This window comes from Streptomyces sp. NPDC048473 (genome assembly GCF_043200155.1).
Classification (GTDB): Bacteria; Actinomycetota; Actinomycetes; order Streptomycetales; family Streptomycetaceae; genus Streptomyces.
In genome coordinates, this window is the sequence record NZ_JBICXE010000001.1 from 553,535 (window position 1) to 579,230 (window position 25,696).

The 25,696-nt window shown below is 69.2% G+C and carries 22 protein-coding genes; 12 read left to right on the forward strand and 10 right to left on the reverse strand.

Features of this window, described 5'->3' with window-relative positions; all coding sequences use genetic code 11:
• Positions 1–61 precede the first annotated feature (61 nt).
• Both ACGFU7_RS02520 and ACGFU7_RS02525 read left to right on the forward strand, forming a co-directional pair.
• A complete protein-coding gene (locus tag ACGFU7_RS02520) occupies positions 62–574 on the forward strand; it encodes a pyridoxamine 5'-phosphate oxidase family protein (RefSeq protein WP_393691505.1) in 513 nt (170 codons plus the stop codon).
• Between the two features lie 193 nt (positions 575–767).
• A complete protein-coding gene (locus ACGFU7_RS02525; protein ID WP_393691507.1) occupies positions 768–1,097 on the forward strand; it encodes a DUF6191 domain-containing protein in 330 nt (109 codons plus the stop codon).
• Between the two features lie 56 nt (positions 1,098–1,153).
• Here ACGFU7_RS02525 and ACGFU7_RS02530 read toward each other — a convergent pair whose 3' ends face one another.
• The 3 genes from ACGFU7_RS02530 to ACGFU7_RS02540 form a co-directional block, all read right to left on the reverse strand.
• The gene (locus ACGFU7_RS02530; protein WP_393691509.1) at positions 1,154–1,963 is read right to left on the reverse strand and encodes a putative protein N(5)-glutamine methyltransferase; all 810 of its coding nucleotides are present in this window, start codon (positions 1,961–1,963) and stop codon (positions 1,154–1,156) included.
• Positions 1,964–2,127: 164 nt separating this feature from the next.
• Entirely contained in the window at positions 2,128–2,661 is a 534-nt protein-coding gene (locus tag ACGFU7_RS02535) for a putative immunity protein (RefSeq protein WP_393691510.1), read from the reverse strand.
• A 30-nt stretch (positions 2,662–2,691) separates the two neighbouring features.
• Positions 2,692–4,191 carry an MDR family MFS transporter gene (locus tag ACGFU7_RS02540; protein ID WP_393691840.1) on the reverse strand — a complete coding sequence of 500 codons (1,500 nt, stop codon included), beginning with the start codon at positions 4,189–4,191 and terminating at the stop codon, positions 2,692–2,694.
• Between the two features lie 149 nt (positions 4,192–4,340).
• On the opposite strand from ACGFU7_RS02540, the gene ACGFU7_RS02545 reads away from it, so the two are divergent.
• Complete coding sequence (locus ACGFU7_RS02545; protein ID WP_393691512.1) at positions 4,341–4,931, forward strand: TetR family transcriptional regulator; 591 nt, start codon at positions 4,341–4,343, stop codon at positions 4,929–4,931.
• A gap of 564 nt (positions 4,932–5,495) precedes the next feature.
• Here the strand turns inward: ACGFU7_RS02545 and ACGFU7_RS02550 are convergent.
• From ACGFU7_RS02550 to glnA, 3 genes are all read right to left on the reverse strand, one after another.
• Positions 5,496–7,844 (reverse strand): hypothetical protein, encoded by a 2,349-nt coding sequence (locus ACGFU7_RS02550; RefSeq protein ID WP_393691514.1) that lies wholly within the window; start codon positions 7,842–7,844, stop codon positions 5,496–5,498.
• 155 nt (positions 7,845–7,999) lie between these two features.
• Positions 8,000–8,728: a DUF6333 family protein gene (locus ACGFU7_RS02555; protein WP_393691516.1), complete on the reverse strand. Its 729-nt coding sequence runs from the start codon at positions 8,726–8,728 to the stop codon at positions 8,000–8,002.
• Positions 8,729–9,785: 1,057 nt separating this feature from the next.
• Positions 9,786–11,147 carry a type I glutamate--ammonia ligase gene (glnA, locus tag ACGFU7_RS02560; RefSeq protein WP_093897617.1) on the reverse strand — a complete coding sequence of 454 codons (1,362 nt, stop codon included), beginning with the start codon at positions 11,145–11,147 and terminating at the stop codon, positions 9,786–9,788.
• Positions 11,148–11,393: 246 nt separating this feature from the next.
• Between glnA and ACGFU7_RS02565 the strand changes: the two genes are divergently transcribed.
• The 6 genes from ACGFU7_RS02565 to ACGFU7_RS02590 all read left to right on the forward strand — a co-directional run bounded on the left by ACGFU7_RS02565 (position 11,394) and on the right by ACGFU7_RS02590 (position 17,333).
• Entirely contained in the window at positions 11,394–12,071 is a 678-nt protein-coding gene (locus ACGFU7_RS02565; protein WP_393691518.1) for a DUF3105 domain-containing protein, read from the forward strand.
• Positions 12,072–12,073: 2 nt separating this feature from the next.
• Positions 12,074–12,763 (forward strand): DUF305 domain-containing protein, encoded by a 690-nt coding sequence (locus tag ACGFU7_RS02570; RefSeq protein ID WP_393691842.1) that lies wholly within the window; start codon positions 12,074–12,076, stop codon positions 12,761–12,763.
• A gap of 127 nt (positions 12,764–12,890) precedes the next feature.
• A complete protein-coding gene (locus ACGFU7_RS02575; RefSeq protein ID WP_393691520.1) occupies positions 12,891–13,316 on the forward strand; it encodes a CBS domain-containing protein in 426 nt (141 codons plus the stop codon).
• 164 nt (positions 13,317–13,480) lie between these two features.
• Positions 13,481–13,651 (forward strand): hypothetical protein, encoded by a 171-nt coding sequence (locus tag ACGFU7_RS02580; RefSeq protein ID WP_393691522.1) that lies wholly within the window; start codon positions 13,481–13,483, stop codon positions 13,649–13,651.
• Between the two features lie 64 nt (positions 13,652–13,715).
• On the forward strand, positions 13,716–15,446 hold the full coding sequence (locus ACGFU7_RS02585) for a multicopper oxidase family protein (RefSeq protein ID WP_393691524.1): 1,731 nt from the start codon (positions 13,716–13,718) through the stop codon (positions 15,444–15,446).
• A gap of 132 nt (positions 15,447–15,578) precedes the next feature.
• Positions 15,579–17,333, forward strand: coding sequence for an NAD+ synthase (locus ACGFU7_RS02590; protein WP_393691526.1), 1,755 nt, complete (start codon positions 15,579–15,581; stop codon positions 17,331–17,333).
• Between the two features lie 116 nt (positions 17,334–17,449).
• Here ACGFU7_RS02590 and ACGFU7_RS02595 read toward each other — a convergent pair whose 3' ends face one another.
• The 4 genes from ACGFU7_RS02595 to ACGFU7_RS02610 form a co-directional block, all read right to left on the reverse strand.
• Positions 17,450–18,673 carry an MFS transporter gene (locus ACGFU7_RS02595; protein ID WP_393691528.1) on the reverse strand — a complete coding sequence of 408 codons (1,224 nt, stop codon included), beginning with the start codon at positions 18,671–18,673 and terminating at the stop codon, positions 17,450–17,452.
• 356 nt (positions 18,674–19,029) lie between these two features.
• Complete coding sequence (locus ACGFU7_RS02600) at positions 19,030–19,950, reverse strand: endonuclease/exonuclease/phosphatase family protein (RefSeq protein WP_393691844.1); 921 nt, start codon at positions 19,948–19,950, stop codon at positions 19,030–19,032.
• A 276-nt stretch (positions 19,951–20,226) separates the two neighbouring features.
• The gene (locus ACGFU7_RS02605; RefSeq protein ID WP_393691530.1) at positions 20,227–20,907 is read right to left on the reverse strand and encodes a TetR/AcrR family transcriptional regulator; all 681 of its coding nucleotides are present in this window, start codon (positions 20,905–20,907) and stop codon (positions 20,227–20,229) included.
• Positions 20,908–21,043: 136 nt separating this feature from the next.
• Positions 21,044–22,648, reverse strand: a complete 1,605-nt coding sequence (locus tag ACGFU7_RS02610) for a DHA2 family efflux MFS transporter permease subunit (protein WP_393691532.1) — start codon at positions 22,646–22,648, stop codon at positions 21,044–21,046.
• A 178-nt stretch (positions 22,649–22,826) separates the two neighbouring features.
• Here ACGFU7_RS02610 and panB point away from each other — a divergent pair, with 178 nt between their 5' ends.
• From panB to ACGFU7_RS02625, 3 genes are all read left to right on the forward strand, one after another.
• Positions 22,827–23,714 carry a 3-methyl-2-oxobutanoate hydroxymethyltransferase gene (panB, locus tag ACGFU7_RS02615; protein WP_393691534.1) on the forward strand — a complete coding sequence of 296 codons (888 nt, stop codon included), beginning with the start codon at positions 22,827–22,829 and terminating at the stop codon, positions 23,712–23,714.
• Between the two features lie 105 nt (positions 23,715–23,819).
• Positions 23,820–24,842, forward strand: a complete 1,023-nt coding sequence (locus ACGFU7_RS02620) for an ATP-binding cassette domain-containing protein (RefSeq protein WP_393691536.1) — start codon at positions 23,820–23,822, stop codon at positions 24,840–24,842.
• Positions 24,839–25,696 (forward strand): ABC transporter permease, encoded by an 858-nt coding sequence (locus ACGFU7_RS02625; RefSeq protein WP_393691537.1) that lies wholly within the window; start codon positions 24,839–24,841, stop codon positions 25,694–25,696. The genes ACGFU7_RS02620 and ACGFU7_RS02625 overlap by 4 nt, the downstream gene beginning before the upstream one ends.

Genomic DNA, 25,696 nt, shown 5'->3' on the forward strand with positions numbered 1-25,696 from the left:
CGGGTGCGCGGTCCGTACTTCGGAGGCACGATCGCTTCAAGGACCCGACCGGGAGGCCCGCATGTCCGGATTCGAACCCTTCGCCGAGCTGGATACCCGCTACAGCGCCAAGAGCGCGACGGCCAGCCCGTGGTCGGCGGCGAAGGAGCTGCTGACCAGGGCGGAGATGTACTGGCTGAGCACGGTCCGTCCGGACGGCCGCCCGCATGTCACCCCACTGATCGGGGTGTGGTCCCAGGGCGCGCTGCACTTCAGCACGGGTGCGTCGGAACGCAAGGGCCGGAATCTGGCCACCAACCCGGAAGTGGTACTGACCACCGGCAACAACACTCTGTCGGAGGGGATCGACGTGGTGGTCGAGGGCCGGGCCGAGCGGGTGACGGACGAGGACCGGCTGAACCGGCTGGCCGCGGCCTGGGAGTCGAAGTACGGCCCCGAATGGCACTTCGACGTCCAGGACGGCACGTTCCGGCACGCGGGCCATACGGCGTTGGTGTTCGAGGTGTCACCGCGTACGGTCTTCGGCTTCGGCAAGGGCACCTCGTACAGCCAGACGCGGTGGCGGTTCAGCTGATCGGTGGGCGTCGGCGGACCCAGCTCTCCATGCGGCGACGCTGCCCGAGCCCGACCGCGTCGAACTCGTCCGCTTCCCCGTCCACCACGGCTCCCGGCCGACGCAGCGCCTGTGAGACCGGGCTGCCGTCGGCGGGGCCCGGTTCGCCCTCATTCGGCGGGAGCGGCGGCGCGGCACCGGGCGTTGGGCGGGCATGGTGATGATGTCGAGCCTCTTGGTGACGGCCGTGCTGGTGACGGTGCCGTTCCTGCCGGCCGCGGCCCGCCACGGCGTCGTCCGCACCGGCCGGCCCGACTGGTTGCGACGTGTTCTCGCCGCCCGCACGCCCTGTCATGGGCTGGGTGTGGGGGCCTCGGTCGCCGATGAGCTGCAGGCGTTCCTCAACTCGGCGAAGCGCGTGGAGATCGAGCACCGGGTGGAGGAACAGGTTCTGAAGGATGACGCGCTGGACGGCGCGCCGCCCCGGATGGGGGTGGATCCGGATGCCGGGACGGCGGTGGTCCGTCGGCAGCCGGAACCCTGAGCACGGACCGGACCCGGCGGCTGGTCCACGCACGGTCCCCGGCAGCCGGTTCGCGCTCAGTCCCCGGACGGAGCCGAAGGGCCCGGCCGGGTCGCGATGACGACGGTCGCGTACAGCTCGTCGGAGGTGACCACGCGCGGGATCAGGCCGCTGCGTGCGACGGCCTCCTCGGCCCGTGCCGCCTGCCGTTCGCTCGTCTCGACCAGCAGATGTCCGCCCGGTGCCAGCCAGCGCGGAGCCTCGGCGGTGACCCGCCGCAGGACATCGAGGCCGTCCCGGCCCCCGTCGAGTGCGACGAGTGGCTCATGGATACGGGCCTCCGGGGGAAGCAGCTCGACGTCCTCCGTCGGTACGTACGGCACATTGGCGAGCAGAATCTCCACCCGGCCGCGCAACGAGCCGGGGAGCGGCTCGAAGAGGTCGCCCTCGTACACCCTGCCCGCGTCGCCGATGTTGCGGCGGGCGCACCGTACGGCTGCGGGTTCCACGTCGGCGGCGTGCAGTTCGATCCGTTCCAGCGTTGCGGCGAGCGCGGTACCGAGGGCTCCCGAACCGCAGCAGAGGTCGACGACGACCGCCCCGGGCCCGGCGAGGGCGGCGGCCTGCCGGACCAGGAACTCGGTGCGGCGACGGGGTACGAAGACGCCGGGGTCCACGGCGATCCGAAGCCCGCTGAACTCGGCCCAGCCGAGGACGTGTTCCAGGGGCAGACCGGCGACCCGCCGTTCGACCATGGCCGCGAGTTCGGCGTGGTCGGCGGCCGTGGAGACGATCAACTCCGCCTCGTCCTCGGCGAATACGCAGCCGGCGGCGCGGAGTGTGGTGACGATGGAGGAAACGGCGAGCGGTGAGGCGGAAACCGACATGAAGCGGAGCCTTTCGGGAAAGCCGATGGGCGCTCCGCGGTCGATTATGTCGGGTCGACCACGCGATCGTGAGAGATGAGCACCCAGCCTGATACAGCGGTAATGGGTCTCACCTCCTTGGTCGGTCCCCGTGTTGGGATGCGTCACACTACCCCAGTCGCGCGTCAGGTGGCCTTCCCGACCGGGAAGGCCACCTGACGCAGATGTCCGGGAAGGCGCCGGTACTGCCAGTCGCGTTTCGCCGCCGTGGCTGCGGTGGAGGCCGCCTTGCACGAGGAGGCGGCCCCGGGCTCTCCCGTGGCACGTGCGGCGTGGGTGGCGGCGGTCGCGGTGCAGGTGGCGGCGTGGCCCGGGACATGGGCGGTCGCCACCGCGTGTCCGGCCGCGCGGGCCGCGGCACGGGCGGCCGGTCCGTCGGCGTCGCGGGCCGCGCTGTGGGCCACGAATGCGGCGGCGCGAGCCTGAGTCATGGTCAGCGCTCCGCGCGCCCAGGCTCGCCCCGCTTCGACGGCCTTGCGCGGCCGGTCGTCACCCGGGTTCCGCTGCTCGAAGTGCGGGAGTACGTGCTCGGCGCGGTCCGCGGCCCGGAGCGCCGGCGCGGCGTGGTCCCGCGCACCGAGCCTGCCGGGGTCACCCAGCTCCTCGTACTCCCTCCCTGCCCACCCGACCGCACGGCCCCCACCGCAGCCGTGGCGCACGAACGGCCGGGTCGACCGGCGACAGGTCCACTACAAGTCCACGCTGTCGCGCAGCTTCGTCGGCGTCAGGAACAGGGTTGCGATCACGCCGATCACCGCGATGCCCGCCGAGATCAGGAAGATGGTGCCGGTCGCGTCACCGTACGCGGCGCGCACCACCTCCTGGATCTGCGGCGGCATCGCGTCGATGTTCAGGGTGGCACCGCCCGAGGACGAGGCCACCGGGTCGATGCCGAGCTTCGCCAGGCCGTGGGTGATTTTCGTGGCGACCTGGTTGGCGAGCACCGCCCCCAGCACCGAGACACCGATCGTGCCGCCGAGCGAGCGGAAGAAGGTGATCGCGCCGCTGGCCGCGCCGAGTTCGGCGAGCGGGACAGTGTTCTGGAGGACCAGGACCAGGTTCTGCATCGACATGCCGACACCGGCGCCGACGGCCAGCATGCCGATCGAGACGAGGATCAGTGAGGTCTCGTGGTCGATGGTGGACAGGCCGAGGAAACCCAGGGTGAGGACGACAACACCGGTGATGATGTACGGCTTCACCTTGCCGGTCCTGGAGACCAGACGTCCGGCAACGGTGGAGGAGACCAGCACGCCGAACATCAGCGGGATGGTGAGGAGTCCGGCCTCGGTCGGTGAGTAGCCGCGGCCGATCTGGAAGTACTGGCCGAGGAAGACCGCGCCACCGAACATCGCCATGCCGACCGCCAGGCTCGCGACGATGGCGAGCGCGGGGTCGCGGCGGCGTACGACGTGGAGCGGGACGACCGGCTCCTTGACCCGGCTCTCGACCACGACGGCCGCGACCAGGATCAGGGCGCTGGCGCCGACCATGACGAGGGTCTGCCAGGACAGCCAGTCGAAGTCGTTGCCGACGAAGGTCACCCAGAGCAGCAGCAGGCTGACGCCGCCGGCGATCAGCGAGGCGCCCAGGTAGTCGACCTTCGTATCGGGGCGGCGGACCTCGGCGAGGTGCAGGGTGCGGGTGAGCATCACGAAGGCGATCAGCGTGAACGGTACGGCGATGAAGAAGCACCAGCGCCAGCCGAGCCACGACGTGTCGGTGATGAATCCGCCCAGCAGCGGCCCGCCGACGGTGGCGACGGCCATGACGCCGCCCAGGTAACCGTTGTAGCGGCCGCGTTCCTTGGGGCTGATCATCGCGGCGATGATGACCTGGACGAGCACCTGGAGTGCACCCATACCGAGGCCCTGCACGGCGCGGAAGGTGATCAACTGCCCGGTGGACTGGGCGAATCCGCAGGCGATCGACGAGATGACGAAGATGCCGATGGATATCTGGAGCAGCAGCTTCTTGCTGAACAGGTCGGCGAGCTTGCCCCAGATCGGGGTGGAGGCCGTGGAGGCCAGCAGGGATGCGGTGACGACCCAGGTGTACTGCGACTGGGTGCCGTTCAGCGAGCCGATGATCTTCGGCAGCGCCACCGAGACCACCGTGCTGCTGATCATCGCCACGAACAGCACGATCAACAGCCCGCTCAGCGCCCGCAGCACATGACGGTGATCCATCGGCGCGACTTCGGTCGGGGCGGCCGTTTGTGCGCTCACGCGCAACCTCCGGAAGGGTTCGAACATGGGCAGGAAAGGCTTCACCATACATGCGCAGTGAGCAATTTTGCTCACTGCGCAATTATTCCCTGCACGGAGATAATGAACCCATGGAGAGCTCTGTGGGACTACGGGAACGCAAGAAGGAAGCCACCAGGCAGGCCGTGCACGAGGCGACACTGCGGCTGACCGTCGAGCACGGCTTCGACCACGTCACGGTGGAGGCCGTCGCGGACGCGGCCGGGATCTCCCGCAGAACGTTCTCCAACTACTTCACGGGCAAGGAGGACGCCCTCCTCTACGGGGAGGAGCAGCAGATCACGGACCTCGTCCGGGCCGTGCGCGACCGGCCCGCCGAGGAGACGGCATGGGCGGCGCTGCGGGCGGCCGTTGCGCAGTTCGCCGAACGGGTCGCACCGCCGGAGCGCGAGTGGGCCCTACGGACCAGGCTGGCGATGCGGCACCCCTCACTGCTGGCCCGGCAACTCGCCAACCACGCAGCCCTGGAACGGGACTTGGCCGAGGCCGTGGCGTCCCGCCAGAGCCCGTCGGAGAAGTCGGTCCGCCCCCTGGTCCTGGCCGCGGCGTTCCTCTCCTCGCTACGGATCGCCATGCGTATGTGGATCGAGGAGGACCTGGCCCGGGAGCCCGCCGAGGTGATCGACGAGATCCTGGACGAGATGGGCTGCCGGTTCGACTGAGGCGGGCGGGGACGCGCCGGAGGGCAGGCACCACGGCGGTGCCGGCCCTTCGCCGCCGACGAGGATGAAGAGCGCTGGGGGCAGACGGCGGGCGATGCACGGCGGAGATCGGAAAGGCTGGGCTGTGATGCCATGCCCGACCACCCCGCAGAAGCCCGCGGGACTCCCCGATTCGCGACGTACGCGCGTGGCCGCGGGCCGGGAGAAGCCGGCGTGGAGTGACACCTGCGCAAGGTGCTCGGCCGGACATGAGGACGTTGTGGCAAGCCCCGGGCCGCCGGCCTGGGACTTTCAAGTTCGGGCTGCGGAGCGGGGGACGAGAATCGAACTCGCGCCCTGCGCTTGGGAATCACCGCTCCCTCACCGGCTTTCACGGTCCCGGCATGCGGATTCGCGGGCAGGCCGGGCCAGGCAAGGCTTGATCTTTTGCGGGCCCCGGTGGCGTGCTGGTGAGCGCGCACGATCGTGGAGTCCACCGAGACGGCCCAGTTCGAAATGGCTGTCCCCCGCACCCTGGGTACGGGTGCGGGGGACAGCGTGCGTGCGAAGACTCCGTCGGACGGGCTAGCTGCCTGCGGCCCTGCGGCGTCGCATCCACCACGTCAGCGCGCCGCCTGCGACGGCGAGCGCCGCGGCCGCAGCGGCGATCTGGCCGACGGGGGTGCTGTTGCCGGTGTCGGCGAGGTCACCGTTCGGGTCCTTCGCCGGCGGAGTCGTCTTGCCACCGCCGTGCGTGGACGGGTCGGGTGCCGGCGTCGACGGGGTGCCGCTCGGCTTCGGGTCGTCCGGGCCGGTCGGGGTCGGCGTCGGCTTCGGGTCCTCCGGGCTGGTGGGCTGGTCGGAGGTGGTCCCGCCGAGGTAGGCGGTCTCGCTGTCCCGGTAGGTCACCTCGGCCTGGACGGATGTCCTGGTGGTCTTGTCCAAGCCGCGATGCTGCGTGTTGAACTGGGTGCGGCTGATGTTCTTCTTCGGCGCCTTGGAGAAGTCGACCCCGCCCATGGACAGGATCCACACCTTGCCGTCGTAGACGCGCTCGAACTTGTAGTCGCCGTTCTTGAACGAGTCGACGTACTTGTCGTAGACGGTCTTCTTGTCCCAGTCCTTGTTCTCGGCCCTGAGCGGCCACCGCTTGACGTCGTTGCTGTTGATGATCTTGCGGAAGTCGGTGGGGCCGACCGCGTCCTGGCGGCGGATGTACTCGGCTGCCACCCGCGAGGAGTAGACGCGGCGCAGGTCGGCGTAGGACTTGTCGTCGTTGACGCGACGCTCGAGCTCCGGCTGGATCATCGTGAGGATCAGGGTCTCGGCCTGCTTGGTCTGCGCCTCGGTGAGCTTGCAGGCGTTGGGCGGCACGTCCGGTCCGGTGGGGACCTCCATGTTGACCTTCAGCGGCGCGTCCAGGATGTAGATGCCGCCGTCCTGCTCTCGGATCTTCGCAGGCTTCGGGGTGATCCACTGGCGGATGATGGGCAGGCACGGCATGCCCTCGGGGGTACGGGGGGCCGCGCGCCAGAAGCGTTCCCCGCGCTCGTACTTGTCGGGGTTCATCGCATCCGCGTAGTCGTGCTTGAGGGTCAGATCGGACTCCAGCAGGACGCGCCCGGCGTCGGTCTTGGCGAACTCCTTGTCCATGATCATGTCGGGGCGGATCGGGTTGAGGTTGACCCAGAACTTGTCCGGGGTCAGGGCGAGCCAGGTGAAGAAGGCGTCCGAGGCGAGCTGGAGCTTGGCGTCACCGCCGTAGCCGGGGTTCTCGTCCGGGTCCTTGACGTAGTCGGCCCTCATCGAATAGTCGAGGCCCTTGCCCTTGACGGGGGTACCGACGTAGTTGATCTCCAAGGTGGAGAAGTCGATGCCGCCCGGCCCGCGGCCGAAGTAGCCGCCGCGGTTGTTCTGGTTGTACATCGCCTGAAGCCGGCGCGCTTCCTCGACCGTCTTCCCCGACCGCAGGGCCTGGTCGATGATCGGTCCCCGGCCGCCCTTGAGCGGATCGGGGTTGAACCGCTTGTCGTAGTTGGTGTAGACGTTCGGCTTCTGGGTGCGCTCGATGGCGTTCGACCGGCGTTCGTTGACCCCGGCCTGGGTGCGGTTGGTGCCCCGGTCCCGCTTGAGGTCGTCGTCGAACTGCTGGATCTTCTTCTTCGTCGAATCCTCGGTCCTGGCACCGGTCAGGTACCGGAACGTCGACTTCGGCTTCTCCTTGGCGATCTGCCGGTCGGCCTTGAGCTGGTCGTTTTCGATCTTGCCGTTGGACTTCATCTCAACCTTGCGCTCGGTGCGCCGGTTGTGTGCGTCCACGACGCGGGTGCGCTTCTCGCCGGTCTCGGGGTCGGTGTACTCGATCGGGTCCTGGCACCACCAGTCGGGGCCGACCATGTTGTACTTCTTGACCATGCGGGCCTCGAACGCTTCACCCCGGGGCGGGTTGCCGTGGTTTCCGATGTAGCGCACGTCGAGGTAGCGCTTGAAGTCCTGGTAGCCCTGGGGGTTGTTGTACTGGTTGTTGTAGCGGGCGTAGATCTCCATGACCTTGTCCGCCGGGTTCTTCGACTTGTTGTACTTGCGCTGCCACTTGCGGTAGTTCTTTCCCGCGGCCGTGCGCTGGGCGTCGGTCGGCGGCTGCACCCCGTCATACGCCTTGGCGGGGTTGTCGTACGTGTAGTTCTCGTCGTTCGGCCACGCGTCGTACGGAAGGCTGTCCGGCGGCCCGGAGTCGGCCGGGGTGGACGGGAGCTTCTGCTTGAGGAACTTCTCGTCGCACCGCACCGGCTTGACGTTGGGCGCCTTCGCGGCCTCCGCCTCGTCGAGCCCGGGCAGGCCGGTCAGGGTCACGGCTGCCGCGGCAGTGAGGGCGAGCGCGAGGCGCGCCCACACGCGCCGGCGGCGCGCAGGTTGATGTATCTGAATGCTCACTAACTTCTCCCCCTGGGAACGCGGCGCCATGGAGTCCGAGGTCAACTGGTCTGGTTGCGCCGCCTGTTGTCCACACTAGGGGTGAGCCGGCCGGGGGTTTCGGAGTTAAGGCGGCATGTCCCCGCCAACTCGCCGGTGTTTTCGGATCGTTACGGTCAGAACTCGTCGAACTCGCCGATCCAGGTGTCTTCCAGGTCGCCGGTGATCTCTTCGGTGTGCCGGACGCGGAACGCGGACAGGGTGCGGCCCTTGCGGAGCAGCGGGGTGACGCGCTGAAGGGCGAGCCGCGTAAGACCTTCCCAGGAGAAGGCCCCGGGGTCGGCGTCGAGGTCGATGTCCTGCCGTTCCAGGGCGTCGGGGCCGATACCGAAGGCGTTGATGACCTCTTGCGGGGTGCCTTCGCGGTCCCAGTCCCCCTCTCCGCTCCACCCTGCGGCGAACAGGCGCGCCCCGTCCGGGTGGTAGATCACGTGGGTGCCGTAGGTCACGTTGTAGTCGATCGTCGCCGAGCCGATGATGACCGCTCCGGGGAAGCGCTCGGCCAGCTCGTCCGCCTGCTCCGCGAGAGGGAAGGTCCCCCCGGTGAACACCAGGGCGGGATCGTTGATCTCGGTCACCGTTCCCCAGCATCCGACGCTGACCAGGTCGAGGTCCGCGCGGGTGGCGAAGGGAAGCCGCTCGGTCGCCTCGATCCGGTCGACCTCCTCCACCACCGTGTCGATGGTGCCGAAAGCATCGGCGAACTCCCGCGCCCGTGCCGGGTCATGAGCGGGCAGAGCCCTTCCTCCGGTGGGGAAGGGCCGCTCGATGAGGGTCAGCCTGAACTCCCCGTGCTGCGCGACGCCCTGCTCCGGCGGGCACTCCCAGAAGTCGTTGTCAGTCATCGGATTACCTCCGTGGCTATCAGGAAGGCTCACGGCGCGAGCCGTGAGAATCCCCTCCCCTGAGGGAGGAGAGCGTCAAGGGCACCACGATAGCGAGGGCCCTCGACAGTCACCAACGGGCCCTGACTTCCCGTTCCTTGGCTCAAGGCCGTGGGGCCGACCGCCCCAGCCACAGCGGGTTTCTCCCCACCACTGCCCTTGCTCCAGCCGCGCGACGGGCGCAGCCGGGGCCGGAGCGGAAGTTCTGGCGCTCCGGGATCAGGTGCTCGCCATCGTGGCTCCTGATGTGTGGGCCATCCCCGTCCAGGACATCAAGCATGCGGTTGCGTGCTCGGATATCCGCTGGGTGATCTCTTCCGGCGCGAGTCGGGGGGCGCTGGATTCTGCAGGGGTGCTCTCGGTAGCTCTGGAGGGCTTGCGCCGGATGGGGTGACGATGGTGTGGACTTGTCCGGTGAGGAGCGATGGGTTCGTTTCTCTGCGGCAGAGCAGTCAGCTGCGTCCGCCTTCAACTGACGGTGTGCCGTGCCCGTGCCCGTGCCGCAAGAGCGGGGATGACGGCGATCTTCTCCGCGGCGAGGTCGTCCCAGTGAATGCCGGCGGGCCGGCAGGGAGTCGGGCAGATGATGGACTCTTTCGGGGACGGCCTTGATGACCGTGGCTTGCTGCCAGGCCGGGGGTTCAGCGAGGCGGTCCGCCGCTTCCGCCCGCGAACTGCGCGCCTGGCCTGTCCCTCAGCTTCTCGGCCGCGCTGGTCAGCAGGGACTCGGCGCGTCGGTGGTCTCTCCGAGGGGGAGATAGCAGGAGCCCGCGAGACGGCCGAACTATGTCACGAACAGGACCCGCACCTCGCCGGCTCCGGACGACCCCGTCCGGAGCTCCTTCAGCGGTCGACCAGGCCATGCGCTTGGACCGCGTAACCGCCGGTGGGCGCCAGAAGGTATGTGCCGCCGACGGCGAGTACGTCTGCCGGCGGGCGGGTGAGACGGCTTCGGGCCGACGGCGCGAGACCGTCGGCCCGAAGCCGCGTACGTCACTGAAACAGGGCTGACCTGCACCTACAGCACCGGCAGCAGCGCCTTCAGCTCGAAGGCCGTGACCTCGCTGCGGTACTCCTCCCACTCCTGCTTCTTGTTGCGCAGGAAGAAGTCGAAGACGTGCTCGCCGAGCGTCTCGGCGACCAGTTCGCTCTTCTCCATCAGTGAGATCGCCTCGCCCAGGTTCTGCGGCAGCGGCTCGATGCCCATCGCGCGGCGTTCCGCGTCGGACAGTGCCCAGACGTCGTCGTCGGCGCCGGCCGGGAGTTCGTAGCCCTCCTCTATGCCCTTGAGGCCCGCGGCGAGCAGCACCGCGTAGGTCAGGTAGGGGTTGGCGCCGGAGTCGATGGAGCGGACCTCCACGCGGGCGGAGCCGGTCTTGCCGGGCTTGTACATCGGGACGCGGATGAGCGCGGAGCGGTTGTTGTGGCCCCAGCAGATGTACGAGGGGGCCTCGCCGCCGGCGCCCGCGGCGCGGGAGGAGCCGCCCCAGATGCGCTTGTAGGAGTTGACCCACTGGTTCGTCACGGCGGAGATCTCCGCGGCGTGGGTGAGCAGGCCGGCGATGAAGGAGCGGCCGACCTTGGACAGCTGGTACTCGGCGCCCGACTCGTAGAAGGCGTTGCGGTCGCCCTCGAAGAGGGAGAGGTGGGTGTGCATGCCTGAGCCGGGGTACTCGGAGAACGGCTTCGGCATGAACGTCGCCTGCACGCCCTGCTCCAGCGCGACCTGCTTCATCACCAGGCGGAAGGTCATGATGTTGTCGGCGGTGGAGAGCGCGTCCGCGTACCGCAGGTCGATCTCCTGCTGGCCGGGGGCGCCCTCGTGGTGGCTGAACTCGACCGAGATGCCCATGGATTCGAGCATGGTGATCGCCTGGCGGCGGAAGTCCATGCCGACGTTCTGCGGGGTGTGGTCGAAGTAGCCGGAGCTGTCGGCGGGGGTGGGGCGGCTGCCGTCGACCGGCTTGTCCTTCAGCAGGAAGAACTCGATCTCCGGGTGGGTGTAGAAGGTGAAGCCCAGGTCGGAGGTCTTGGCGAGGATGCGCTTGAGGACATAGCGCGGGTCCGCGAAGGACGGCGAGCCGTCGGGCATCAGGATGTCGCAGAACATCCGGGCCGTGCCGGGGGCCTCCGCGCGCCACGGCAGGATCTGGAACGTGCCCGGATCCGGCTTGGCGATCATGTCGGACTCGTACACCCGGGCGAAGCCCTCGATGGCCGAGCCGTCGAAGCCGATGCCCTCGTCAAACGCCTGCTCCAGCTCGGCAGGGGCCACGGCAACGGACTTGAGGTAGCCGAGAACATCGGTGAACCACAGCCGTACGAAGCGGATGTCGCGCTCCTCAAGCGTCCTGAGGACGAATTCCTGCTGCTTGTCCATAGCCACATCCTTGCAGTTCAGACGGTCCGTGCACCACCGCCCGGGGTAGGGGAGAAGCTCCAGTATCACGACCCGGGATTTCACCCAGATTACGCACACGACGTGAGATGGAGCACCCGGCCACCCACTACGATCGGCGCCCATGGTGCGCAAGGGGTGGAACGGCCTCGCAACTGCCCGGTGCGCACCGGTTTTCCCGACCCGCTCCTTGTCCCTCCCCGCCCCTTCGCAGAAGGACCTGACGACATGAGCTTCGACCGCAGGACCCGCATAGAGCAGATGCGCAACGCCGACCGCGCACGGGACCGCCGCAACCGTGTCCTGGCCATAAGCCTGAGCGTCCTCGTCGTCGCGGGCCTGGTCGGTTTCGGCTCGTACATGGTGCTGGACAAGTCCGAGGCATCGGAGAAGAAGAAGGCCGTCCAGGCGGATGACGCCAAGGCGTCCGCGGCCGAGCAGAAGAAGCCCGCCGCCGAGCCGATCGAGGGGCTGAAGACGTGGGACGCGAAGAAGCTGACCCGCAACCATGTCACCACGCCGGTCACGTACCCGATGAAGCCCCCGGTCGGCGGTGACCACAACCCCGTATGGATGAACTGCGACGGCGAGGTATACAAAAAAGCGATCCCCGACATGAACGCCGTGCACTCGCTGGAGCACGGATCGGTGTGGGTGACGTACACGGACAAGGCCTCGGACGCCGATGTGGCGAAGCTCGCCGAGCGGGTCGGCAGGACGCCGTACTCGCTGATGAGTCCGTACAAGGGCCAGGCCGGGACAATCATGCTGAGTGCCTGGGGCAATCAGGTGACGGTGGACAGCGCCGATGACCGGCGGGTCGACCAGTTCTTCGCCAACTTCGTCCAGGGGCCGCAGACGCCCGAGCCGGGCGCAGCGTGCACGGGCGGGGTGGGGGCTCAGTGACCGTGGTGAAACGCGACCGGCGCATCCAGTGGGTGGCGGGCTCCGCCGTCGTGCTCGCGCTGCTGTTCGCGGGGGTGGCGACGGTCGCGTCCGCGCGGGACGACGGTGCGGACCATGCCGCCGCCCCCGCCCCGCGCACACCCGCGGTGGACTCGGCGGACGCCGGTTTCGCCCGCGACATGGCGGTCCACCATCAGCAGGCCGTGGAGATGTCCTTCATCGTGCGTGACCGTACGCAGGACGAGGAGGTACGCCGTCTCGCGTACGACATCGCCAATACGCAGGCCAACCAGCGGGGCATGCTGCTCGGCTGGCTGGACCTGTGGGAGCTGCCGAAGGCGGCCGCCGGGCAGGAGCCGATGGCCTGGATGGCGGCGGGGCACGAGGGGCACTCGATGGAGGGCATGGGGAACGGATACCGGGCCCATGACGGCTCCCTCATGCCCGGCATGGCTACCAGGACCGAGCTGGACCGGCTCCGCGGGGCGAGCGGCAAGAAGGCCGAGGTCCTGTACCTCCAGCTGATGACCGACCACCACAAGGGCGGCATCGACATGGCCCGCGGCTGCGCCCGGCTGTGCACGGTGAAGGTGGAGAAGCGGCTGGCCCAGGGAATGGCCGAGGCCCAGCAGTCCGAGCTGGACACGATGGCCCGCATGCTGGCGGCGCGAGGGGCGAAGCCCCGGTCCTGAAAGATTCCCTCCGAGCCGCACAGGCACCCGAACGGGTGATAGCGGTCGCGTGCCCCGAACGGGCCCATGACGATGGGTTCGCTCGGGGTCGTACAGCATGCCCACCGGCACGCAGGAGGAATCCCTCATGACCACCGCCAAGGACATCATGCACACCGGGGCCACATGGATCCCCGCGCACGAGACACTCGACCGCGCCGCACAGCTGATGCGCGACCACAAAGTGGGCGCGCTGCCCATCTCTGCCGAAGGCGAACAGGACCGGATGATCGGCATCCTCACGGACCGCGACATCGTGGTCGGCTGTGTGGCGATGGGACACGATCCGTCGAAGATGACCGCGGGCGACCTCGCCCAGGGCACCCCTCGCTGGATCGACTCGGGGGCGGCCGTGGAGATGGTTCTGGAGGAGATGCAGACCCATCGGATCCGCCGGCTCCCGGTGGTCGAGAACAAGAAGCTGATCGGCATGATCAGCGAAGCCGATCTGGCACAGCACCTCACCGATGAGCAGATCGCCGGCTGGGTGGAGAAGGTCTACGCCCCCAGCTGACCGGCTCGCGAACACACAGCTCGACGGCCCGGTACCCCTCGCCCACGAGGGGTACCGGGTCGCTGTGCGTCCGCGCCGTCGGGCCCTGTGCCGTCAGGCCCTGTATTGCGGAGGCGATACGTTTCCGCGCGCGGTGTATACGGGGCGGGGGTAGGGTGCTCGACATGACCCTGAGTAGATGTGTGACATACGGACAGTTGTTGCTGTTCGTTGTGCTGCTCATCGGGATCGCTCACCTCCTCAGGGGTGTCGTGGCGCGGGTGTCGCCGGTCGCGGGGCCGGTCACCCGGCCGGGCCGGACCCATCTCGCTTCGTTGTCGGTGCTGTGCATATAGGAGGGGCTCCGCCCCCTCCCCCAGCAGACCGAAATACCGACAACACCCCGAGGTGCTCACCGTCATGCGCACTCCACCCACCCGACGCGCCGTGCTCGGCGCCGCTGTCGCCACTGCCGGTACCGCAGTTCTGGCCGCCTGCTCCGGCGAATCCGACAAGGGCCGCAGCGGCACGAAGTCCGGCAGCGCGAACGCCGGCGGTACGAGCCACGGCGGCGCGAACCACGGGACCGCCCCCCGCGGGAAGTCCGAGGGCGAGTACGTCTCCCCCGACGGGGAGGAGGTCGCCGCAGCCGAGGCGAAGCGGGTCTCCGGCCCCGTACGGAAGATCGACCTCACCGCCACTCCCTCCCGCCTCGATCTGGGCGGCGGGCTCGTCGTCGGCTCCTGGGCGTACGAAGCCCGGCTGCCCGGCAAGGAACTCCGGGTCACGGTCGGCGACACCCTGGCACTCACCCTCGCCAACCACCTTCCGGCGACGACCAGCCTGCACTGGCACGGGCTCAATGTGCGCAACAACATGGACGGCGTACCCGACCTGACCCAGCCGCCCATCAAGCCGGGCGCCGAATACGCGTACCGCTTCAAGGTGCCGCACCCGGGAACGTACTGGTTCCATCCGCACACGGGCGTCCAGCAGGACCGCGGGCTGTACGCGCCACTGATCGTCGAGGACCCGAAGGAGCCCCTCAAGTACGACAAGGAGTGGGTCGTCGTCCTCGACGACTGGGTCGACGGGGTGGACGGCTCCACGCCGGACGGGGTGCTCGACGAACTCAGCGGAGGCCGGGGCGGCATGGACCACGGCGGGACGGGCCATGACGGCATGGGCGACATGGATGGCATGGATGGCATGGATGACAAGAGCGATTCGGGCGACGGCGGGCACGGAGGTTCCCCCAAGTCCGCCAAGGGCCGCTCCGGCCCCTCTCGGATCATGGAGAATTCGTTCAGCGAACTGCTCGACAGCCACGGGGGCAATGTCGACTACCCGCACTACCTGATCAACGGCCGCATCCCGACGGCCCCCACCTCCTTCGCCGCCAAGCCCGGCGACCGGATCCGGATTCGCATCATCAACGCGGGCGGCGACACCGCTTTCCGTGTCGCGCTCGGCGGCCACCGGATGACGATCACCCACACCGACGGCTACCCGGTCCGGCACACCACGACGGACGCCCTGCTGCTGGGCATGGGCGAGCGGTACGACGTGGTGGTCACCGCCGGGGACGGGGTGTTCCCGCTGACCGCGCTCGCCGAGGGCAAGAGGGCGTCGGCGCTGGCCCTGCTCCGTACCGGACGGGGCGCGGCGCCCACCGCCTCCGTACGGCCGAAGGAGCTGGACGGAAAACTGGTGGAGGCGGGTGAGCTGTCGCCGGACGAATCCGTGGCGCTGTCCGTCCGCGAGCCCGACCGGACCATCCGGTTCAAGTTGACCGGCAACATGGCTGCGTACAACTGGGGCTTCGACCACAAGCCGTACGAGCCCGGGCAGCGCCATCCGGTCAAGGCGGGCGAGCGGGTCAGGATGGAGTTCTACAACATCACGGAGATGTGGCATCCCATCCATCTGCACGGACACTCGTTCGGGCTGGTGGGATCGGCAGGGCCGGAGCACCGGGCCTCCCGCCGGCGCGAGGGCGCATGGGCGCGCAAGGACACCACGATCGTCCGGCCGAGCAGCTCGGTCGCCGTGGAGTTCGACGCGGACAACCCGGGTCTGTGGATGCTCCACTGCCACAACATCTACCACTCGGACGTGGGCATGATGACGGTCCTCGGCTACCGCCGCTGACCCGTCCCGCACCTGTTCCCGACCCGTCCCGCATCCGTTCCCGACCCGCTCCCGAGCCGTTCCTGGCGGGCGGCTCCGCGATTTGGCGGCCCGCCAGGACATCGCGTCAGTCAGACGATTACACTGGGGCGCGTGCCTCAACTACGCCTCGCACTGAATCAGATCGACTCGACCGTCGGTGATCTCTCCGGCAACGCCGAGGCGATCGTCCACTGGACCCGGCACTCCGCCGAGCAGGGCGCCCATCTGGTGGCGTTCCCCGAGATGATGCTGACCGGCTACCCCGTCGAGGACCTGGCCCTGCGGTCGTCCTTCGTCGAGGCCTCGCGTCAGGCGCTGCGTGCGCTCGCCGCCCGTCTCGACGCGGAGGGTTTCGGGGAGCTTCCGGTCGTCGTCGGTTACCTCGACCGCTCCGAGACCGCCCAGCCGCGCTACGGCCAGCCCGCCGGCGCCCCGCAGAACGCCGCCGCCGTGCTGCACCGCGGGCAGGTCGCGCTGACCTTCGCCAAGCACCACCTCCCCAACTACGGCGTCTTCGACGAGTTCCGGTACTTCGTGCCGGGCGATTCGATGCCGGTCGTGCGGGTCCACGGCGTCGATGTGGCGCTCGCGATCTGCGAGGACCTCTGGCAGGACGGCGGCCGGGTGCCGGCCGCGCGGGCCGCCGGCGCCGGGCTGCTGCTGTCGGTCAACGCCTCGCCGTACGAGCGGGACAAGGACGACACCCGGCTGGAACTGGTCCGCAAGCGGGCCCAGGAGGCCGGCTGCACCACCGCTTACCTGGCGATGATCGGCGGCCAGGACGAGCTGGTCTTCGACGGCGACTCGATCGTCGTCGACCGGAACGGCGAAGTGATCGCCCGCGCCCCGCAGTTCGCCGAGGGCAGCGTCGTACTCGACCTGGACCTGCCGGCCGCCGCGGCCGAGGCGCCGTCCGGTGTCGTGAACGACGGGCTGCGGATCGACCGCGTGGTGCTCTCCGAGGAGCCCCTGGCGGCGTACGAGCCGGAGCTGGCCGGCGGTTACGCGGAGCGGCTGGACGACGACGAGGAGCTGTACTCGGCGCTGGTCGTGGGCCTGCGTGCGTACGCCGCCAAGAACGGCTTCAGCAGTGTGCTGATCGGGCTCTCCGGCGGGATCGACTCGGCGCTGGTCGCGGCCATCGCCTGCGACGCGCTGGGCGCACAGAACGTGTACGGCATCTCGATGCCGTCGAAGTACTCCTCGGACCACTCCAAGGGCGACGCGGCCGAGCTGGCCCGCCGTACCGGGCTGAACTTCCGCACCGTACCGATCGAGCCGATGTTCGACGCGTACATGGGCTCGCTGGGGCTCACCGGCCTCGCCGAGGAGAACCTCCAGTCCCGGCTGCGCGGCACGATGCTGATGGCCGTCTCCAACCAGGAGGGCCAGATCGTCCTCGCGCCGGGCAACAAGTCCGAGCTGGCGGTCGGCTACTCGACTCTGTACGGCGACTCGGTCGGCGCGTACGGCCCGATCAAGGACGTCTACAAGACGTCGGTCTTCCGCCTCGCGCAGTGGCGCAACCGCGCCGCCGAGGAGCGCGGGCAGACCCCGCCGATCCCGGAGGCGTCCATCACCAAGCCGCCCAGCGCCGAACTGCGCCCGGGACAGGTCGACACGGACTCGCTGCCCGACTACGACGTACTGGACCGGATCCTGGAGCTGTACGTCGACCGGGACCAGGGTCTGGACGAGATCGTCGCGGCCGGGTTCGACGAGGCGCTGGTGACGAAGACGCTGCGGATGGTGGACACGGCGGAGTACAAGCGGCGGCAGTACCCGCCGGGCACGAAGATCTCCCCGAAGGGCTTCGGCAAGGACCGGCGGCTGCCGATCACGAATCGGTGGCGCGAGTCGGGCTGAGCGGGGGTACCGGGGCCACCCGGTGACCGTTTTGTCCTCAATCGCCGGACGGGCTTGAAATCAAGCCCGTCCGGCGATTGAGGACAAGCGCGCCCGGAGGGTGCGCGGCCCCGGCGTCAGTGCACGTCCGCCCCGGCCTCGCTTCGCGCGGTCCGCGCATGCGCATCCGCGCTCGCGACGATCCGTGACACGCCCCCGCGCTCCCGGTCCAGCATGCCCGCCGTGGCCGCCACCGCCAGGCCCGCGACCGCGAGGGCGGCACCGACCAGGGCCGGGGACGTCCAGCCCCAGCCCGCCGCGATCGCCGCACCGCCCAGCCATGCGCCGCCCGCGTTGGCGAGGTTGAACGCGGAGTGGTTGGAGGCGGACGCCAGGGTCGGGGCGTCCTTGGCCTTGTTCATGACCAGCATCTGGAGCGGGGTGGTCGTCATGAAGCCGACCCCACCGAGCAGCACCACCATCACCAGCGCCGCCCACCGCACATGGACGGCGAACGGGAAGACGACCAGGACGACGGCGAGTGCGCCGAGCGATCCGTACAGCGTCGGGCGCAGCGCCCGGTCCGTGAGCGGGCCCGCCGCGAGAGCGCCGAGGGTCATGCCGATACCGAAGAGCGCGAGCACCAGCGTCACCGATGACTCGCCGAAGCCCATCACCTCGGTCGTCATGGCCGAGAGGTAGGAGTACACGGCGAAGACCCCGGCGAAGCCGAGTACGGCGGTGAGGAGGCCGAGCAGCACCTGCCGGTTGCCGAGGGCGCGCATCTCGCGGCCCAGGCTCTGGCGGGCGTCGACGGGTACGTACGGTATGAGCCGGGCGAGCGCCGCCATCGCGCAGAGTCCGATCGCCGAGACGACGAGGAACGTGGCCCGCCAGCCGAGGTGCTGGCCGAGCAGGGTGGCCGCCGGGACGCCGACGATGTTGGCGACGGTGAGGCCGAGGAACATGGTCGCCACGGCTCGCGCCCGGCGCCCCTCGGAGACCAGCTGCGCGGCGACGACCGCGCCGACGCCGAAGAACGCCCCGTGCGGCAGCCCGGCGAGGAACCGGCCGGCGAGCAGCCAGCCGAAGTCGGGGGCGAACGCGGAGGCGAGGTTGCCGACCGTGAAGAGGGCCATCAGCATCAGGAGCATCCGCTTACGAGGGATCCGGGAGCCGACGGCGGTGAGCAGCGGGGCGCCGAGGACGACGCCGATCGCGTACGCCGAGACGAGGTAGCCCGCGGTGGGTACGGAGGTACCCAGATCGTCCGCGACATTGGGCAGCAGGCCCATCATCACGAACTCCGTGGTACCGATGCCGAAGGCGCTCACAGCGAGTGCGAGCAGGGCCAGGGGCATGAGGAGAGACCTTTCCGCAGTGAAGCCGGCGTCCGCCCCGGCCGGGCATGGCTGACCGGCCGGGGCGTGAGCAAGGGGAGGGAACCGGGGCATGACAGCGCGCGGCCGGGCCGGCTCCATCGCCGGCCCCCTTGGTTCCCAATCGGAACAAATTCTCTCAGACGGTTTGTTCCGGCAGGTGAACGGACCGTTGCGGCAGTGTTGGACGCGGGCGGCGATACGGCTCACTGCGTCGCAGTTCCGCGCAACAGCGATACGGCTCAGCGCGTCGCTGTTCCGCGCGGACAGCGATACGCCTCAGCGCGTCACAGCTCGATCCGAGTCACAGTTCGGCCTGCGTCACAGTTCGGCCTGCGTCACAGCTCTACACGCGCGGCGATCGGAAGGTGATCGCTGTCCGTCGCCGGGAGCGTCCACGACGACATCGGCTCGACACCCTTCACCATGATCTGGTCGATCCGTGCCATCGGGAACGACGCCGGCCAGCTGAAGCCGAAGCCGTCGCCGGCCGCACCCTGGGTGGACCTCATCTGCGAGGTGACCGCGTTGAGCGAGCGGTCGTTCATCGTGCCGTTGAGGTCACCGAGCAGGACCACCTTGCCGAGCCGTTCGTCGGCGATGGCCTCGCCCAGGGCGTCCGCGCTGTCGTCGCGCTGGTTGGCGGTGAATCCGGCGTGCAGTTTGACCCGTACGGACGGCAGATGGGCCACGTAGACGGCGACCTCGCCCTTCGGTGTCGTCACCGTGGAGCGCATCGCCCGGGTCCAGCCCATCTTGATGTCGACCGGCCGGGTGCTGCTCATCGGGTACTTGCTCCACAGGCCGACGGTCCCCTGCACCGAGTGGTACGGGAAGCGGTCGGCGAGCGCCGCCTCGTACGCCGGGACCTGGTCGCCGGGCAGTTCCTGCAGGGCGATGATGTCGGCGCCGGAGCCCGCGACCTGCCGGGCGGTGCCCGCGGGGTCGGGGTTGTCGGCGTTGACGTTGTGGGTGGCCACGGTGAGGTCGCCGCCGCTGCCCGACTTGTCGGAGAGCATCAGCCCGCCGAAGAGATTGAGCCAGACCACGACCGGCAGCACCAGGGCGATCAGCGCGGTCGCCGAGCGGCGCACCAGGCCCAGGATCAGCAGCAGCGGGACGAACACGCCGATCCACGGCAGGAACGTCTCGGTGAGGCTGCCCAGGTTGCCGATGGTGTTCGGGATGTCGGCGTGGAAGACCATCACGAGGGTGAGAAGGACCGCGCAGACGGCGAGGACGATTCCGCGCCGCCACATGCCCTTGTCGCGGGTCCATCTGTCGCGCAGGTCCTGGAAACGGGATCCGGACCCGGTGCGCTGCGGTTCCGCACTGTCGTTCCCGGTGTCCGCTCCGTACGCCTGCACCATCGCGCTGTCCTCACTGCCTTGCCGTGCCTGTCGCCGCGCCCTCGACCCTAGGCGATGGGCGGCGTGTTTCCTGCCGTCCACGACGGCTGTACTGCCACGAGGACGAAAGGCGGGGTCCGATGGGTTCCGGCCAGGAGTGGTCTGCGGGGGCTTGTGACAGAACGATCACACTCGGGCGGGTCCGGGGGTGTCAGCCGTCGGCGGGCGGCCGGGGGCGAGGCCCTCGGTCAGGACCTGGATGATGCTGTCGGCGAGATCCTCGGGCAGCGGTGCGTCCGGCCGGTGAATGGTGCGTACGAGCATGGGCCCCAGGAACAGGTCGTTCATCAGTTCCACGTCCAGGTCCCGGCGGAGCTCGCCCGCGTCGACCGCCCGCTGCACGGCGGCCAGCATGGCGGCGTGGCGGGGCGCTATGACGGTGCAGTGGTATTCGGACCACAGCTTGGGGTGGCTCTTCATCTGCGCGAAGACGTTGTGGAGCAGGACGGAGGAGCGCTGGGCGAGGTCGCGCCTGCGCAGCGACTCCAGCAGCAGCCGCAGGTCGTCGAGTCCGGCGGTGCCGGAGACGGTGGGTTCCGGGGGCTCGATGTCGCGCAGAACGTCGACGAAGAGCTCTTCCTTGCCGCTCCATCGCCGGTAGATGGTCGCCTTGCCGACCCCGGCGGTCCGGGCTATCCGTTCGATGGACAGGCCGGCGAGGGGCTCTCCGGCCTCCAGTAGTTCGGCGACGGCGTCCAGGATCGCCCGCTCGGCCGCCGCACTGCGCGGCCGGCCCCTTCGCGGTTCCGGATCCTCCCGGACCGGGCGGTCTCGCCCCTGCGCCTGTGCCTCTGCCTGTGCCTGCACGTGAATCCACCTCTCGCCGCACCGTCCGCCGTTCCGATTCTCGCCGACGGCGGCGGTGCTTCCGTGAGCCGCCCTCGGGTTCCGGGGTCGCCCGGAAACCCGGGGCGGCATATTCAGCTCTCCGGGGCCATCGCCGTCACCGGCCCGCCCCGGCACGTACCGACCGCTCGCCCTCGCCGGACTCCTCTCCGGCGGACGTCTTCCCCGGCAGGAACATCGCGACCACGAGAGCGCCCACCAGGGCTATGGTCGCCGAACCGATGGCGGCTACATGCATCGCCTTCAGGAACGCGTCGTTGGCCGCGGCGATCAGCGGCGCGCCCGCCGGGCCCAGCTTGTCCGCGATGCCGAGCGTCGCCTCGATCGACTCCCCCGCCGCCTCCCTGGCACCGGCCGGGAGCGCACCGAGGTGCCCCTCGATGTCGCCGCGGTAGACGGTGGACAGCACCGAGCCGAGCACTGCTACGCCGAGCGCCCCGCCGACCTGCCGGAACGTGTTGTTGACGGCCGATCCGGAACCGGCCTTCTCCCTGGGCAGCGCCTGCATCACGGAGACCGTGACCGGCGTCATCACATGCGCCATGCCCGTGCCCTGGACGAAGAAGAGCACGCACAGCACCCAGACCGGCGTGGTGGCGTCGAACAGCGCGAACCCGGCGAGGCCGAGCGCGACCAGCAGCATGCCGACGGTGCAGACCACACGGGCGCCGAACCGGTCGACGACCAGCCGGGCGCGCGGCGCGAAGAACATCTGGGCGGCGGCCAGCGGCAGGATCAGCAGGCCGGCCTGCAACGCGCTCCAGCCGCGCACGCTCTGCATGTAGAAGGCGGAGAAGAAGGTCACGCCCATCAGCGCGAAGAAGACCAGCGCTATGGCGGCGACGGCCGCGGAGAACGACGGCTCCTTGAAGTACGAGATGTCGATGGCCGGGTGGGTGGTGCGCTTCTCGTGCCAGACGAACGCGATCAGGACGACCAGACCGCCGATGATCGGGAGGAGCACGGTGGGGTCGGCGAAGTCGGCGAGCTGGCCGCCGCGGATGATGCCGTACACCAGCAGGACCAGACCGACGATGGACAACAGGACACCGAGCGGGTCGGTCCGGCCCGGGTTCGGGTCCCTGGAGTCCGGCACCAGCACCGCCATCGCGATCAGCGCGACGATCACCACGGGCACATTGACCAGGAAGATCGAGCCCCACCAGAAGTGTTCGAGCAGCAGCCCGCCGGTGATCGGGCCGATCGCGATGGCGAGGCCGACGCTGCCGGCCCAGATACCGATGGCCTTGGGCTGCTCGTCGCGTTCGAAGACGTTCATCAGGACGGCGAGCGTGGCCGGCATGACGAACGCCGCGCCGAAGCCCATTACGGCACGCCAGGTGATCAGCTCGCCCGGCGAGCCGGACATGGCGGCGAAGGCGGAACCGACGCCGAAGAGGAGGATGCCGAAGAGCAGCACCTTCTTTCGGCCGATGCGGTCACCGAGCAGGCCCGCGGTGAAGAGGAGTCCGGCGAAGACGAGCGTGTAGGCGTTGATCGCCCACTCCAGCTCGCTCTGGGTGGCACCGAGGCCGGTGGGTGCGGGGCTGGCGATGGTCTTGACCGCGACGTTCAGGATCGAGTTGTCCAGCACCACGATGAGCAGGCTGAACATCAGAACGACGAGGATCGCCCAGCGGCGGCGGTGGACCGCCTCGGGGACCTGGGGCAGGGCGGCGCGAGCGCCCGACGGTATTGACATGCCAGGAGCTTATCTGATTTCGATACGATACCGTCTCGTATTATAAAGTCTTTACCGGGTGGACGCCTTTCGGGGACGTGTGCGGGCCCACTTCCCGTGGACGGCCGCGGGATGCCACCATGGAACCGGTCCGGGGACGCCGTCAGGGCGCCTCGAGATGACGAAGGAGCCGTTGGCAATGTCGCTTCAGGCTGCGCAGAACAAGTCCGCCGCATCCCCCTCGGGTGCCCCCACCGACAGCAGCAAGGCGCTGTACGGAGGTAAGAGCACCCGCCGTATCTCCATCCATGACATCGCCGCCGCCACCGAGCGCGGCGAGAAGTGGCCCATGCTCACCGCCTACGACGCGATGACCGCGTCCGTCTTCGACGAGGCCGGTATCCCGGTCATGCTCGTCGGCGACTCCATGGGCAACTGCCACCTCGGTTACGAGACCACCGTGCCCGTCACGATGGACGAGATCGCCATCCTTTCCGCCGCTGTCGTACGGGGCACCAAGCGCGCCCTGATCGTCGCCGACCTGCCCTTCGGGGCGTACCAGGAAGGGCCCGTCCAGGCCCTGCGCAACGCCACCCGGCTGATCAAGGAGGCCGGTGTCGGTGCGGTCAAGCTGGAGGGCGGTGAGCGCAGCCACGAGCAGATCCGGCTGCTGGTCGACGCCGGTATCCCGGTCATGGCCCACATCGGTCTGACCCCGCAGTCCGTCAACGCGATGGGCTACCGGGTGCAGGGCCGCGGCGAGGAGGCCGCCCAGCAGATGCTGCGCGACGCCAAGGCCGTGCAGGACGCGGGCGCGTTCGCCGTCGTCCTGGAACTCGTACCGGCCGAGCTGGCCGCCGAGGTCACCCGCACCCTGCACATCCCGACCGTGGGCATCGGCGCCGGTCCCGACACGGACGCCCAGGTGCTGGTCCACACCGACATGGTCGGGCTGACCGGCGGCAAGGTGCCGCGCTTCACCAAGCAGTACGCGAACCTGCGCAAGGTGCTCGGTGACGCGGCGAAGGAGTTCGCGGAGGAGGTCGTGGGAGGCAGCTTCCCGGCCCCTGAGCACACCTTCCACTAGTTCCACCGGTACGGACCACTGCCCGCACCACCGACAGCCCGCCGACATCCCCCATCGGCGGGCTGTCGGCCTGTTGTCGGTGGACTGTCGGTGGCGCCTGGTCCCATGGTGGACATGACGCGAATCGACAAGAACCCCAGGAGCGGCCCGAACGCCGTCGAGGTCCGGGGGCTGGTCAAGCACTACGGCTCGACCAAGGCTCTGGACGGCGTGGACCTCGATGTCCGCGAGGGCACCGTGCTCGGCGTGCTCGGCCCCAACGGCGCCGGCAAGACCACGCTCGTACGCTGCCTGTCCACCCTGATCATCCCCGATGCCGGACACGCCACCGTGGCGGGTTACGACGTGGTGAAGCAGCCCCGGCAGCTGCGCCGCACCATCGGTCTGACCGGGCAGTACGCCTCGGTCGACGAGAAGCTCTCCGGCTGGGAGAACCTCTACATGATCGGGCGGCTGCTCGATCTCCCGCGCAAGCAGGCGCGGTCCCGCGCCGACGAGCTCCTGGAACGGTTCTCGCTCACCGACGCGGCCAGGAAGGCCGCGATGGACTACTCCGGCGGCATGCGACGCCGTCTCGACCTGGCCGCCTCGATGATCGGCAGCCCGGCCGTCCTCTATCTGGACGAGCCGACGACGGGGCTCGACCCCCGGACCCGTAACGAGGTCTGGGACGAAGTGCAGCGGATGGTCGCGGAGGGGGCGACCGTTCTGCTCACCACCCAGTACATGGAAGAGGCCGAGCAGCTCGCCAGCGAGCTCACCGTCATCGACCAGGGCAAGATCATCGCCCGGGGCGGTGTCGACGAGCTGAAGGCCAAGGTCGGCGGCCGCACCCTGCAGATCCGGCCCTCGGACCCGGCGCAGCTGGCCGCCATGGCCCAGGCGCTCAGGGAGGCCGGACTGGACGGGGTCGCGGGCGCACAAGCCGTCCCGGACGAGGGACTGCTCTACGTGCCGATCCTCAGCGACGAGCAGCTGACCGCGGTCATCGGGCTGCTCGGCACCCGCGGCTTCTCGCTGGCCCATGTCGCCACCGCGCTGCCCAGCCTGGACGAGGTGTTCCTGGCCATCACGGGCGGCAAGTCCACCGCCGCCACCGACACGATTCCCCAGGAGGTCGCGGCATGAGCACGACGACTCTGACGCCCACTCCCACCGACGCGGCCACGTCCGCCCCGGCCACGAAGCTCCACGACGAGGGCCGGATCGGGCTGCGGAACAACCTGCGCCACATCGGGGCACTGGTGCGGCGCAATCTGCTCCAGATCAAGAAGGATCCGGAGTCGATGTTCGACGCGCTCCTGATGCCGATCATCTTCACGCTGTTGTTCGTGTACGTCTTCGGCGGCTCCGTCGGCGGCAGCATGGGCGGCGGTCGGCAGGAGTATCTGAACTACCTGATCCCCGGCCTGATGGCGATGATGGGCATGAACATCGCCATGGCCGTCGGAAGCGGTGTCAACGACGACTTCCGCAAGGGGGTCATGGACCGGTTCCGCACCATGCCGATCGCCCGCTCCTCGGTGCTCATCGCCAAGATCGTGGTCGAGCTCGGCCGGATGATGGTCGCCACGCTGATCCTGCTGGGCATGGGCTTCGCGCTCGGCATGGAGCTCCAGGCTTCGGTGTTCGGGCTGATCGAGGCCGTCGCCCTGTCCGCGGCGTTCGGCGCCGCCATCATGTGGATCTTCATCCTGCTCGGACTGACCATGAAGACGGCCCAGGCGGTCCAGGGAATGGGGATGCTCGTGCTGATGCCGCTCCAGTTCGGTTCCTCCATCTTCGCCCCGACCAAGACGATGCCCGGCTGGCTCCAGACGTTCACCGACTACAACCCGCTGTCCAACCTGGCCGACGCGGCCCGCGCCCTGATGATGGGCGGCCCGCTCGCCCACTCGGTCTGGGTGACACTCGGCTGGACCGTGCTCATCACCGCGGTGATGGCCCCGCTCGCGGTGTCCAAGTTCCGCAGCAAGTCCTGA

Bases quoted from the DNA above. Each gene is read 5' to 3' on its own strand.
- ACGFU7_RS02520 (WP_393691505.1), top strand. From the start codon at position 62: ATGTCCGGATTCGAACCCTTCGCCGAGCTGGATACCCGCTACAGCGCC.
- ACGFU7_RS02525 (WP_393691507.1), top strand. From the start codon at position 768: ATGGTGATGATGTCGAGCCTCTTGGTGACGGCCGTGCTGGTGACGGTG.
- ACGFU7_RS02530 (WP_393691509.1), bottom strand. From the start codon at position 1,963: ATGTCGGTTTCCGCCTCACCGCTCGCCGTTTCCTCCATCGTCACCACA.
- ACGFU7_RS02540 (WP_393691840.1), bottom strand. From the start codon at position 4,191: ATGGATCACCGTCATGTGCTGCGGGCGCTGAGCGGGCTGTTGATCGTG.
- ACGFU7_RS02545 (WP_393691512.1), top strand. From the start codon at position 4,341: ATGGAGAGCTCTGTGGGACTACGGGAACGCAAGAAGGAAGCCACCAGG.
- ACGFU7_RS02555 (WP_393691516.1), bottom strand. From the start codon at position 8,728: ATGACTGACAACGACTTCTGGGAGTGCCCGCCGGAGCAGGGCGTCGCG.
- glnA (WP_093897617.1), bottom strand. From the start codon at position 11,147: ATGGACAAGCAGCAGGAATTCGTCCTCAGGACGCTTGAGGAGCGCGAC.
- ACGFU7_RS02565 (WP_393691518.1), top strand. From the start codon at position 11,394: ATGAGCTTCGACCGCAGGACCCGCATAGAGCAGATGCGCAACGCCGAC.
- ACGFU7_RS02575 (WP_393691520.1), top strand. From the start codon at position 12,891: ATGACCACCGCCAAGGACATCATGCACACCGGGGCCACATGGATCCCC.
- ACGFU7_RS02580 (WP_393691522.1), top strand. From the start codon at position 13,481: ATGACCCTGAGTAGATGTGTGACATACGGACAGTTGTTGCTGTTCGTT.
- ACGFU7_RS02585 (WP_393691524.1), top strand. From the start codon at position 13,716: ATGCGCACTCCACCCACCCGACGCGCCGTGCTCGGCGCCGCTGTCGCC.
- ACGFU7_RS02595 (WP_393691528.1), bottom strand. From the start codon at position 18,673: ATGCCCCTGGCCCTGCTCGCACTCGCTGTGAGCGCCTTCGGCATCGGT.
- ACGFU7_RS02600 (WP_393691844.1), bottom strand. From the start codon at position 19,950: ATGTGGCGGCGCGGAATCGTCCTCGCCGTCTGCGCGGTCCTTCTCACC.
- ACGFU7_RS02610 (WP_393691532.1), bottom strand. From the start codon at position 22,648: ATGTCAATACCGTCGGGCGCTCGCGCCGCCCTGCCCCAGGTCCCCGAG.
- panB (WP_393691534.1), top strand. From the start codon at position 22,827: ATGTCGCTTCAGGCTGCGCAGAACAAGTCCGCCGCATCCCCCTCGGGT.
- ACGFU7_RS02620 (WP_393691536.1), top strand. From the start codon at position 23,820: ATGGTGGACATGACGCGAATCGACAAGAACCCCAGGAGCGGCCCGAAC.
- ACGFU7_RS02625 (WP_393691537.1), top strand. From the start codon at position 24,839: ATGAGCACGACGACTCTGACGCCCACTCCCACCGACGCGGCCACGTCC.